At 47.5% G+C, this 12,072-nt stretch carries 11 protein-coding genes; 4 read left to right on the top strand and 7 right to left on the bottom strand.

All coding sequences use genetic code 11. The annotated features are described in order from the left end of the window. Positions 1-55: 55 nt before the first annotated feature. The 6 genes from AC9UEP_RS02835 to AC9UEP_RS02810 are packed head-to-tail and all read right to left on the bottom strand — an operon-like array spanning position 56 to position 5,734. Positions 56-1,054 (bottom strand): N-acetylmuramoyl-L-alanine amidase, encoded by a 999-nt coding sequence (locus tag AC9UEP_RS02835; protein ID WP_509543812.1) that lies wholly within the window; start codon positions 1,052-1,054, stop codon positions 56-58. Positions 1,055-1,082: 28 nt separating this feature from the next. Then, entirely contained in the window at positions 1,083-1,406 is a 324-nt protein-coding gene (gene trxA / locus AC9UEP_RS02830) for a thioredoxin (RefSeq protein ID WP_509543810.1), read from the bottom strand. Positions 1,407-1,458: 52 nt separating this feature from the next. Beyond that, a complete protein-coding gene (gene trxB / locus AC9UEP_RS02825) occupies positions 1,459-2,388 on the bottom strand; it encodes a thioredoxin-disulfide reductase (protein WP_509543809.1) in 930 nt (309 codons plus the stop codon). 27 nt (positions 2,389-2,415) lie between these two features. Continuing rightward, complete coding sequence (gene murJ, locus AC9UEP_RS02820) at positions 2,416-4,050, bottom strand: murein biosynthesis integral membrane protein MurJ (protein WP_509543807.1); 1,635 nt, start codon at positions 4,048-4,050, stop codon at positions 2,416-2,418. Further along, positions 4,047-5,141 (bottom strand): DUF6049 family protein, encoded by a 1,095-nt coding sequence (locus AC9UEP_RS02815; RefSeq protein WP_509543805.1) that lies wholly within the window; start codon positions 5,139-5,141, stop codon positions 4,047-4,049. The genes murJ and AC9UEP_RS02815 overlap by 4 nt, the downstream gene beginning before the upstream one ends. Continuing rightward, positions 5,138-5,734, bottom strand: a complete 597-nt coding sequence (locus tag AC9UEP_RS02810) for an NUDIX hydrolase (protein WP_509543804.1) — start codon at positions 5,732-5,734, stop codon at positions 5,138-5,140. Before AC9UEP_RS02810 ends, AC9UEP_RS02815 begins: the two co-directional genes overlap by 4 nt. 32 nt (positions 5,735-5,766) lie before the next feature. Between AC9UEP_RS02810 and AC9UEP_RS02805 the strand changes: the two genes are divergently transcribed. Next, on the top strand, positions 5,767-7,215 hold the full coding sequence (locus AC9UEP_RS02805) for a CCA tRNA nucleotidyltransferase (protein WP_509543802.1): 1,449 nt from the start codon (positions 5,767-5,769) through the stop codon (positions 7,213-7,215). On the opposite strand, the gene AC9UEP_RS02800 is transcribed toward AC9UEP_RS02805, so the two are convergent. Continuing rightward, complete coding sequence (locus AC9UEP_RS02800) at positions 7,199-8,476, bottom strand: MFS transporter (RefSeq protein WP_509543800.1); 1,278 nt, start codon at positions 8,474-8,476, stop codon at positions 7,199-7,201. The genes AC9UEP_RS02805 and AC9UEP_RS02800 overlap by 17 nt on opposite strands. 43 nt (positions 8,477-8,519) lie before the next feature. On the opposite strand from AC9UEP_RS02800, the gene AC9UEP_RS02795 reads away from it, so the two are divergent. Genes AC9UEP_RS02795 through AC9UEP_RS02785 form a run of 3 tightly spaced genes read left to right on the top strand, consistent with a single transcriptional unit; the run spans position 8,520 to position 12,064 of the window. Continuing rightward, positions 8,520-8,936 (top strand): DUF5318 family protein, encoded by a 417-nt coding sequence (locus AC9UEP_RS02795; RefSeq protein WP_509543798.1) that lies wholly within the window; start codon positions 8,520-8,522, stop codon positions 8,934-8,936. A 26-nt stretch (positions 8,937-8,962) separates the two neighbouring features. After that, the gene (locus AC9UEP_RS02790) at positions 8,963-10,870 is read left to right on the top strand and encodes a transglycosylase domain-containing protein (protein ID WP_509543796.1); all 1,908 of its coding nucleotides are present in this window, start codon (positions 8,963-8,965) and stop codon (positions 10,868-10,870) included. A gap of 6 nt (positions 10,871-10,876) precedes the next feature. Further along, positions 10,877-12,064 carry a glycosyltransferase family 87 protein gene (locus AC9UEP_RS02785; protein WP_509543794.1) on the top strand — a complete coding sequence of 396 codons (1,188 nt, stop codon included), beginning with the start codon at positions 10,877-10,879 and terminating at the stop codon, positions 12,062-12,064. The last annotated feature ends 8 nt before the right edge of the window (positions 12,065-12,072 follow it).

Here is a 12,072-nt window from a genome sequence, read left to right as displayed (position 1 = left end):
GCAGAATTCTCCCATAGGTCATGCGATGCTAGTGAATGAATTAGTTGCTCAACAATCAGCGAAGACCTGCTCTGCGAAGGTCTGATATTCGCAAAGTCCCGGTCTTGGCATCATCTTCGGCTGCTAAATAAAGGCGCTGAATCGCGATAATGAAGCTTTCAGCAACAGTGTCTCTAAATTCGGCTCGAGCCAGCCGGGCGGCATCTGCGCTATTTGAGATATATCCGAGATCCACCCGAACCGCTGGCGCCGTGATTAGACGCAGTGAATCCCATGTTTTTGCATGTGTGCGGCAATTCAGAAAATCAGTACGGGCACAGAGTTCACGCTGCACTAAGGATGCAAATCTTTCACCAACAATTGAGTGCACTCCATGTTGGTCATTGCCATAGAAAAATGTTGCCACACCATGTGCTTCTCGGTTTTTATGTTGGTCAATATGAAATGAAATCATGAGATCAGCCTTATTTTTATTGGTAAATGAGATTCGCTCTTCTTCACTGGGGTTGTTATTAGCACCACGTGTGAGAAACACACTTGCACCCAGGGCTAACAGCCGCCCCTCTAAGCGTTGGGCGATATCGAAGACTATTTCTCGTTCATGATCTTGTGAACTTGGGTCAATTACAATTACTTTATTTGCTAAGGCAGGGCCACGATTTTTCTGAACCGCACTCTCACGAAGAGCCGCGGGAGCACCCCCTGACACAATTTTTGTCAGGCGAAGCAGCGCGATAATTGTGGCGGGGCCACATTTACCATCAATTGCAACACCGACAGATTTTTGGAATTCCTTTACGGCACCCTCTGTCATAGATCCATAAATTCCATCGACTCGTCCGCAGTGAAAACCCATCTCAGTCAGACGTGATTGCAGTGCTGCCACATCATCACCGTGCATTAATGGCGGCTTTTGCAGATAGAGCGAGCGATCGCCCAACTTCCATCGAGCCTCTTCTAGCGCACGAAGAGTTTGCTCGTTAAGCGCACCAGTGATGTGAAGACCGCGCTCTTGCTGAAAAGAGCGAATCTCGTCGGCGGACATCTCCTTCATAGAAAGACTCTTCCCAAGGGCAAGTTAATTAAATGAAACCTTCGAGCTCTTTAAGAAGAGCTGGCTTCGGCTTTGCGCCAATGATTGTTTTTACAACTTCACCATTGACATACACATTAAGCATTGGAATTGAGGTCACACCATATTTGATGGCGATCGCAGATTCTTCATCAGTGTTGAGCTTTACAATCTTTAACTTATCGCCATATTCCGCGGCGATATCATCAAGAATTGGAGCAATTGCGCGGCACGGGCCACACCATTCGGCCCAGAAATCAACAAGAACTGGCGTGCTGCTCTTTAGTACAACCTCATCGAAAGTGGCTGTTGTGACCTTGATTGGTGCGCTCATCTTTACTCCTATTTTCTATCTAGCTCTTGGAATTCTATAGCGGTTGAGGTTACTAGTGGGATAAAAATTTTTCAGCATCGAGAGCTGCCTGACAGCCGGAGCCGGCCGCTGTGATGGCTTGTCGGTAGGTGTGGTCGACGAGATCGCCACAAGCAAAGACCCCAGTGAGGTTTGTCCGGGTAGAGCCGCCTTCGACTTTCACATAACCCTCGTTATCAAGAGATACCGAAGAAGTAACAAGCTCAGAGCGCGGGATATGACCAATGGCTACAAACAACCCGGTGAAGTTACGCTTACTAACTTCTCCGGTTTTGGTGTTGCGAAGCTCAAGCGCATCAACTTTCTGCTCACCTAAGACATCAATGACTTCGGTATCCCACAACATTTCGATTTTAGGATTGGCAAATGCTCGCTCTTGCATAATCTTTGAGGCTCGAAGCGAATCGCGGCGGTGAATCAAAACAACTTTGCTGGCAAACTTTGTTAGAAATGTTGCTTCTTCAAGTGCGGAATCTCCGCCACCAACAACAGCAATCTCTTGATCTCGGAAGAAGAAGCCATCGCATGTGGCACACCAGGAAACTCCGCGCCCAGATAAACGCTTCTCGTTCGCTAAACCAATCTCTCTATATGCCGAACCCATCGCAAGGATTACTGAGCGAGTGCGAACAACATTTCCAGAGCCATCGTTAATAATCTTGATATCACCAGTAAGGTCCATTTCAACCACATCATCGGTAATAAGTTCGGTACCAAAACGCTTGGATTGTTTACGCATGTTATCCATGAGATCTGGCCCCATGATTCCATCGATAAAACCAGGAAAATTTTCAACTTCAGTTGTATTCATCAGCGCACCACCAGCGGTGACAGAACCTTCATACATCAAAGGATTTAATTGAGCGCGCGCGGCATAGATGGCAGCGGTGTAGCCAGCTGGCCCTGATCCAACAATGACAACCTCACGCACATCTGTACCCATGGGGTGAGAATATCGTGCTTATAAGAATTACTTATCCCGGCGGCGACGCAAGGTAGAAGCGGCGAACCCCTTAAGCCCTGAGATTTCACTCACTTTCAGAGCTCTGGCAATAAAGAGATAGGCAATACCGCTTCCGGCGAGAATGAAGAGTAAACGAATGGCGCGAATGGCAAGAGATGCGTCGTCGTAAGCCCAATCAAAATAGAGAGCAATTGCAAAAAACGGAAGCATTCCTACAAGGGATGCAATCAACAAAAGGCCATGTTGGGCTGCGAAATCACCGATTTGTAGCCGCCCAATATGTTTTTTTAACAAGGAGATAGTAATAAAAAGCCCAACAATATAACTGACTGAAAACGCGAGACCGAGACCGACGGTTACCCAGTAGCTATCAAGTGTTTCGAGGAATATATAAGATAAAGCGACCGAGATGATGTTGATAATCAAGATAGATAAGACTTGTGTTTTAGTATCTTCAAATGCGTTAAAACCACGAATCAAAATAAGATTAATTGAAAAAGCTACCAGACCAATACTTAAAGCCGAGAGAACAAAACCAATATAGCGAGCATCTTCTAAAGAAATTCCTAAATAGAGAGCTTGGGTCATGAGTGGGCCAAAGAGAAGCAACGCAACAGCGCTAGGCACGGTTACAACTGCCACCATCCGAATCGCGCGAATGAGTTGTTTGCGGACCTCTTCCACATCTTTCGCAATCGCAAGTCGAGATAAGTGAGGAAGAAGGGCAGTGACAATTGAGATAGTGACAATCGAATATGGCAAGAGCATGATGTAGTAAGCGCTGGTAAAGGGAGTGAAACCGACACCGGTTGTGATGCCAGCTTGGGCACTTCGCACTGCAGCACTCGTTGCAACGTTTACTGTCACTAAATAACCAAGTTGGGAGATAAGCACGTAGATTAAAGTCCACCCGGCTAGACCGAAAGATTTACCTAGTCCGCTAAGGCCAAACATAGGACGGATATGAATTCCAGAGCGCTTAACTACTGGAATTAAAATCAGTGCTTGCACAACTACACCCAAGGTTGTGCCCCAACCCAAGATCTGCACTTGCAGATCCGTAATTGTGCCCAGAGCTAGTGAGCGCTCGGTGATAAGAACAGCGGCAAAAACAAAAATCACGACCAGGTTATTTGCAATTGGCGCCCACATAAGTGGGGCAAAAGAGCCACGGGCGTTTGCAACCTGGCCGAGCATTGTAAAGAGACCAAGAAAGAAGATTTGTGGCAAGCAATAGCGGGTGAAGGCCACTGCGATCTCTTGTTCAGCTTCAAAACCAGGGGTTGAAAATTCAGGTGCGTATAAACGAACAAGTGCGGGCGCAAAAATAACTCCCACTGCAACAAGTACAAGCAGGATAAGAGAGATAGTTGTGACAAGCCTGGATGCAAAACCATGGCCGCCATCTTGATCTTCAAAAGATCTCACTAATTGAGGAACAAAGATGGCGGTGAGGGCGCCACCAACAAGTAAGTTATATAAAATATTAGGCATGGTATTTGCAACGTTAAAGGTGTCGGCTAAGAGTGCGGTACCCAGTACCGCAACTGCAAGGAGTGCGCGAACAAAACCGGTAATTCGGGAGAGTATTGTTCCGATCGCCATAATTCCAGATGCGCGAAAGAGTTCGTTATTTTTCATTGACGACCCTTTCGTACTCTTCGAACGGATTGGGTAATGGCACCTAAGAACAATAGAACTGCCGCCCCGGTGGTAAACCACGCAACACGAGAATCAATGATTGTCGCACTTAAGGCTAGCTCGGATTGCTCACCAACTAACCGCCCTTCGCTATTCATAAATTGGGCATTTACAAGTACAGAGCCTGGGGCGATAACGTTTACTTCCAAAGTTAATTGCTGCCGCGATTTTGCGGCTAACTTCACGTTATTTACATTCGCTACTCTGATCCGGGAGTTCAATGGAATGAGAGAAAGACTTACAACAGTTGGAGTGTCAAAGCTATTTACCAAAGTTACGGGTAGCTTGGCAGTTGTAGAAGTGAGTTGGTATCGACCGGGAATCACGCGCAACTTGGAAGTCATCATTTGAACAGCGCGCACAGCTGAGTAAGAGAAATAGACACGTTCACTCTCATCAAGTGCTGGATTCATCACTGTGCCAAGTCGGGCACGGAGAGCAGTAATTTCGGGGGCAGTTGAGATTGTAGAAAGCCCGGTGAGCATCCGGCGATTTCCTGAGTAAATGTCTCTAAATGGGCCACTCAGGCGCGATACACCTTTGCTCCAACCATTTTCGGCAACAACCGGACGACCTAATTGAAGCTCTAACCGCTCTTTCCCATATGAGGAGTAGAAACGTAGCTCACTAGGCGCCAATCGTTTTGCAAGAGATTGATCTGGATTGCCGTATGGCAGTGCAATCACAGAATTACTAAGCGTTGAAAACTTCAAAGCAAATAACCAATTCTGCGCAGCTATTTGTCCATCTTTATCTTCCTCGCCCTTAATTGAATAACCATCTGCCATGTCGGCGATCTCATCGATGAGAGCTGGGTCTATTACCCATGTTTTTTTCGAGTTCGCGGAATCAAATACAATTTTGCCTAACTCCCCTTCGGGTTTAATCAGTGTTGCTAATTCGTTATCACGAAAGGCACCCTCGAAATCTTTATGAGGTTTGTCGGTAATTCTTACCACCGGAGTCGCAGCGGCTGCAGGCGTCACATCAAAGGCAATGAGTGCCAACAGAACTATCGCGACCTTCTTCATAGCGCAGACATTTCTTGCGCTGCATTCGTGCGTGCGATTAATTTCTTTTCATCAGGATAAGCAAGGCGGTCAACAATTTCAGGAAGTGGAAACCAAGCGACTTCATCTACTTCACTCTCTTGCGCCGCCAATACTCCACCATTTTCTCGGAACAAATAATGGTGGACTGTTTTATGAATTCTCTTTCCGCCTGCCATAAACCAGAAATCGATTACACCCAATGATTTTTCAATGACAGAGACGATGCCGGTCTCTTCTTGCACTTCGCGCAAGGCAGCCTCTTCTGGAGTTTCACCCTCTTCAATATGTCCCTTTGGCAGCGACCAGAGAATTCTTTGGCCGGTCGAATCTTTCAGATCGCGACGACCAATAAGAAGGCCGAGTTTTCCGCTGGTATCAACTACCAGCCCACCCGCGCTGACTTCATCTACTCGTTTGGAGTATGGAACTTTCGCCGGCGCTTTTTTTGCGCGCGCTACCTGAGGTGCGGTTGGGGTCGTTAGATCTTGCGATTGTGGGGAGCGATGGGCTGGGCGCTTGCGCCTACGCTTTTTCTTCGTACCTTCGCTGCCCGCACCAGGTGCCGGGGTCATAGAAGAAGAGTACGCGACTACGCTTATCTATTGTGAGCGCAGAGAAGAGCAATTTTGGGGCGGCTGGAGAATTGGCTATCCGCTCCCTTATCGCAAACGCGCCAGCGGCATCATCCCTAGCCAAAGCATTTACCACCAGTGGTTTTCGCCTGGCGCTAGTGGGTGGCCCGGTACGCGATGCAATCTTGGGTCGGCTTGGAAATGATTTAGATTTCACAACAGATGCGCACCCACATGAGACAAAGAAAATTCTCAAAGCATGGGCAGATAAAGTTTGGGATACCGGAATTCTATTTGGAACAGTTGCTGCAAAACTAGGTGAGGTCACGGTTGAAGTAACAACTTATCGATCTGAGAAATACGAAGAAAGTTCTCGCAATCCAGATGTTGAATTCGGTGACAACATTGAGGGAGATCTCTCCCGACGAGATTTCACCGTTAATTCAATGGCACTTGAACTCACAGGCACCGAACCAGAATTTATCGATCCATTCGGTGGCCTGGAAGACTTGGCGAAGAAAATATTAAGAACACCAGCCGGCGCCGAACAATCTTTTTCAGATGACCCACTACGCATGATGCGCGCTGCCCGTTTTGCGAGTCTACTTAATTTTGCAATTGATGCAGATGTTACTGCCGCAATGACAGCAATGGCTTCGCGCATCTCTATTATTTCAGCGGAGCGAGTGCGCGAAGAGTTTGTAAAAATGCTCATGTCAGAAAATCCACGACTCGGAATTACAATTTTAGTAGATACCGGTCTTGCGGATTTAGTATTGCCAGAGATTCCAAAACTACGTTTAGAAATAGATGAGCATCATCATCATAAAGATGTGTATGAACACTCAATTACTGTGCTAGAGCAAGCGATTGCGCAAGAGCAGAGACTGGGTGGTCCAAACCTTGTCATTCGCCTAGCAGCGCTATTACACGACATTGGAAAACCGAAGACCCGAAACCTCATTGAAGGCGGCGGAGTTTCATTTCATCATCATGAGGTAGTAGGGGCCCGGCTAGTAAAGGCGCGCATGAAGGCGCTCCGCTTTGATAATGAGACAACTGATGCCGTTGAAACTCTCACCTCCCTGCATCTGCGCTTTCATGGTTATGGCGATGGCGAATGGACAGATTCAGCGGTGCGGCGTTATGTGCGTGATGCCGGTGAATTACTGACACATTTACACGTATTAACTCGCGCGGATTGCACGACTCGTAATGCGAAGAAGGCAGAGCGGTTAGCTCACACATATGACAGTCTTGAGTTGCGAATTGCAAAACTGGAAGCGGAAGAGGAGTTATCAAAGATACGGCCAGATTTAGATGGTGCGCAAGTAATGCAACTACTTGATCTAAAACCTTCAGCTGATGTCGGTAAGGCTCTTGATTTCTTAATGGAGCTACGCATGGAACATGGCCCACTTGGTGCAGAACGTGCGACACAAGAGTTATTACAGTGGTGGAAAGCTAGGCGGCATCCTTAAGAAAGAATTTTTCTGGGCGAAGCAATACCGTGGCAACAAGCACCCACGAGATAGAAACGATGAGTGGCAACAACCATGAGTCACCACTGATGGGCAAGATCCAGGCAGCAAAGAGCGCGCCGGTAACAATCGCGGCATTGACAACGACGTCATAGACCGAAAAGACGCGACCGCGGAAGTAATCGTCAATTTTTGATTGCACCAGGGCATCATTTGTTACCTTCACGCTTTGGCCAAACATCGCGGTGAAAAATGCGGTAGCCCCAAGCAGAATGGGCGTGCGGTCTATAACGAGCAAGAGTGAACCAAAACTTGCGGCAAAGATTGATAAACGAATCCAGCGGTGGCGTCCAACTTTTCGCACACCGTAGGGCGCGGCAAGTGCGCCAATAACAAAGCCGGTTGCGGCAATAGATAGGGTCACACTTAACCCGGTAAGACCGGCTTCGCTGTCGGCTGGATCGTTAAAGGTATTTCTTTCGAGTAAGAGGGCTGTCAAAGTAAGGGCGGTAAGTCCTCCGCGATGAATAGCAGTTGCGGCTATTCCGCGAGCAGCATCGGCATGATCTTTTAGGAATTGAAAACCTTCGCGCATCTCAATTAAGCCTTGCGTAAAACTTCCTTTCACAATTTCGTGAGGACGCGGGCCAATTTCGGTCTTTCCCAGGAAAGATGTGAGCAGCGCAGCAATGAGATAACCAAGGGAGGCGGCGAGAATAAGCAGGGCATCGGCGTAATCGGCAGTCTCTGAGAAGGTAAGAAGCTGGCGAATACCTAAACCGATACCGCCACCAACCACTACAAAGACAGAACCGCCGGTGACAGCTAACGCGTTGGCTGAGATAAGTTCTTTTGGTGTTGTCATCAGTGGGATTCCGGCGGAAAGACCAGCAAGAATTAATCTGTTTACACCAAATGCAACCAAGACGAAGATAGTAATTTCTAATCCGGTGTAGCCATTAAATATTAAGAGTGCAATTACTAGAAGTGTGAGTGACCTCGTGAGGTTAGCGAAAAATATTGCTCGTTGGCGTGAGAATCTATCAAGTAGCGTTCCAACAAATGGACCCACAACTGAATATGGAAGAAGCACAATAGCAAATGCCACCGCGGCGTTAACCGCACTCGCCTGGCGCTCAGGCGAAAAGAGAATAAAAGAGGCAAGCGCGCTCTGGAAAATTCCGTCAGTGATCTGCCCAGACCAACGAATTCGTAGCAAACGAGAGAGTTTCGGATCTCTGAGCAATTGCCACAAAGTCATAGGAGAAGCGTAGTTAGGGAAAGGGGATTATTCTTCTCTTACTATGCAGACTCGACGAGGGTTCATTGACTATTCACTTGATAAGCGCGCCACCCTGCTCGCGCTCTTTCGTGGTGTTGTTGACGCATGTGATGCAGACCCATACCTGATTCGCGCTGCCAAGTACCACGGTGAAAAAACTGAGCGCAAATGCCCGGTATGTAAGAAAGATGGGCTGGTGGAACTGCGTTACACCTTCGGCGATCAACTTGGTCAATTCTCTGGCCGCATTAAGAACGCCAAAGAACTTGCAGAGATGGAGCAAGAGTTTGGTGAGTTCTCTGTCTATGTCGTTGAAGTCTGTCGCAAGTGTTCGTGGAATCACTTGTGCTCTACATACTTATTAGGTGATGGCCGCGAGCGTAAAGCTCCGCGTCGCCAGCGCACACTTGAAGATGAAGACTTCGCTTCGCTGAAGTAGTCATATTTACCGAGTAATCTAGCCAAATGATTAAAACCAAGTTAATCCGAGCCGGAATCTTTCTGGCTGGTTTTGGTTTTATCGCAGGTGCAACTCTCTTCGCTTTTGCCTGGTTTACCGTCTCGATTCCGGACCCCAACGCCTATGTAAATAGTCAATCCACCATCATCGAATATTCGAATGGTTCTGAGATTGGCCGCGTGGGGACTCAGAACAGACAAATTTTACCTTTAGCAAAAATTCCACTTCGCTTGCGTTATGCCGTCATGGCGGCAGAGGATCGCAACTTCTACTCTAACCGTGCCTTTAGCCCCACTGGCATAGCGCGAGCGCTTCTTAATAATCTTAGATCTGGAGATCTCACCGGAGAAGGTGGCTCAACAATCACTCAGCAATATGCAAAGACCGCATTCTTATCACCAAGTCGCACAATCCAGCGAAAGATAAAAGAACTTGTAATTTCACTTAAATTAGAGAATGCACTCTCGAAAGATCAGATTTTAGAGAACTATCTCAACACCATTTACTTTGGTCGTGGTTCATATGGCGTGCAAACTGCGGCGCAGCAATACTTCAATCGAAACGCCCATCAATTGAGCATTTCCCAGTCAGCGGTGATTGCAAGCATCTTGCGAGCTCCCGGTTATTACGATCCTTCGCTATCCAAGGAGAATGCAACCAGGCTTGAAAATAGATTCGCTTATGTCATTCAAGGAATGCTCGATAAGAAATGGATTACTGAAGTTGAGGCAAAGGATGCCAAGTTCCCACGAGTGGCACCTCGTACAACCTCTGGACAACTCAGTGGCCCTAAGGGTTACATCATCGATGCGGTCCAGAAAGAGTTAAGCAAACTCGGATTTACCCAAGACCAATTACTTGTTGGTGGCTATGTCATTAAGACAACGCTCGACCAACGTGCGCAACAGGCGGCAGTTGATGCGGTCAATAAATTCACACCCGCTGGCGCCCCGGAAAACCTGCACACCGCTCTCGTTGCTATTCGCCCCGGTACCGGAGAAGTAGTTGCGATGTATGGCGGAAAAGATTATGTAGTTCGCCAACTTAACGATGCCACCCAGTCCATCGCGCTAGCCGGCTCTACCTTTAAGCCTTTTGCACTTATTGCCAGCCTAGAAGCTGGGATTCCGCTGACATCGATGTGGAATGGTGATTCACCACAAACTTTTGATGATTTGGGAAGACCTTATGAAGTGTCGAATTATGGCGATGAAGGCTGGGGTCAGATAGATCTGCTCACCGCTACCCAACACTCCATCAATACCGTATTTGTTCCGCTAGGAATGAAAGCTGGCATGGATAAAGTTGTTGATGCAGCTAGGCGTGCTGGAATTCCAGAGAATGTGGCGATGATCGCAACTCCTTCTGTTGTATTGGGTGTTGCAAGTCCGCACGTGATCGATGTTGCAAACTCCTATGCCACATTTGCAGCCCAAGGTGTGTATTCAAAGCCTTACATGGTGGCATCTGTAACGGGCTCAAATAAAGGGTTGCTCTATCAAGGTAAAGCACAGACACAAGAAGTATTTAGTAAAGAGGTAATGGCTGATCTAACCTATGCCCTCAAGAGCGTGGTCAATGGTGGAACCGGATCGGCGGCGCTGGTCTTAGGCCGCCCGGCTGCTGGAAAAACTGGAACCTCGCAATCAAATGCGTCCGCGTGGTTTAGCGCATACACCCCACAACTAGCGGCATCCGTGGCACTCTTTCGCGATAGCGCATCTGAATCACTAAATGGAATTGGCGGCCTAACATCTGTTACAGGTGGAACTTTCCCGGCAAAAATTTGGACATATTTTATGAAGCGCGCTCTTAAAGATGAGCCCATCATGAGTTTTCCGGCACCTACAAATATTGGCGGCCTCGAACCTATCGTCATGACAAGTGGCGGCGTTCAAATAAGAAAGAAGTAACACCCCATGCGGGTAGGAATTCGCGTCATACTACTTTTTGCAGTTCTTTCATCGCTAGTAAGTTTTGCCAAATTTAATTACTGCAGCGCCGAAGGCTGGCAATCACCAGGCCAGTATGTTCATGCATGTTATTCAGATATTCCGGCCTTGTATGGCGAACGTGAATTAGATCAGGGCAGATGGGCTTATTCCAGTGGCGAGAACGCAGTTGAATACCCCGTTGTTCAGGGCGCAATTATGTGGGTTACGGCAAAGCTTATTCCGAAAGGAGTAGCTAATTACTTCCACGCCAACATACTTCTCTTAGCGCTGCTCTTTATCTTCATCTCTTTCATCACATTTAAAATTAAACCCGAATTTGCATATCTACTTCCGCTAGCACCGGCTGCAGTTGCCTCGCTCTACATCAACTGGGACCTCTGGGCGATAGCAACGATGCTTGCAGCCATTTATCTCTTTGATAAGAAGTTAGAGATACCAAGTGCGATACTTCTTGGAATTTCGATCTCGACAAAGTTTCTTCCCATCTTCTTACTCATCCCCATCGCGCTGATATTTTTCCGCCGAGAAAAGATGGCAGAGTTTGCCCAATATTTTCTGATCACTGTTGTCACATTCATGGCAATCAACGCGCCTGTATTTCTTACAACACCACAAGGGTGGTGGCGTTTTTACTCACTTAACCTCAACCGCGGATCAGATTGGGGTTCGATTTGGTATGCCCTCTCTAACTTAGGCCTTAACCTCACACACCAAAACTATTTATCTGTTCTATGCCTTCTAATTGGTCTTACCGCGCTCATAATTTATTTACTCCAACTCGCCAAAGTACCCACACTCGCACACACCGCGATCTTTGTCTTTATCATTGTGATGGCGGTGAGCAAGGTCTATTCACCGCAATATGTTCTCTGGCTAACACCACTTGCTGTGATTGCACTTATTGATAAGAAAGATTTGGCCGTGTTCTTCTTCTGGCAAGGGTGTGAGCTCTTGTATCACTTCGCAATCTGGCAACATCTGGCATCCGTGACTGGCGCCAGATTCGGGTTGCCAGTTGTTGCCTATTCGATCATCACCCTGATTCGCATCGCCGCCTCGATTCTCTTGCTGGCCCGCCTGGCCGCCCGCCATCAGAAATCCCGCTTATTTCCGAGCGAATTTCTCTTATCAACAGGGGAGAGTTACCCTTAGCGTCCTGA

This window comes from Candidatus Planktophila sp. (assembly GCF_040402315.1).
In the GTDB taxonomy this organism is placed as follows: Bacteria; Actinomycetota; Actinomycetes; order Nanopelagicales; family Nanopelagicaceae; genus Planktophila.
This window is presented reverse-complemented; position numbering and strand designations above follow the sequence as displayed.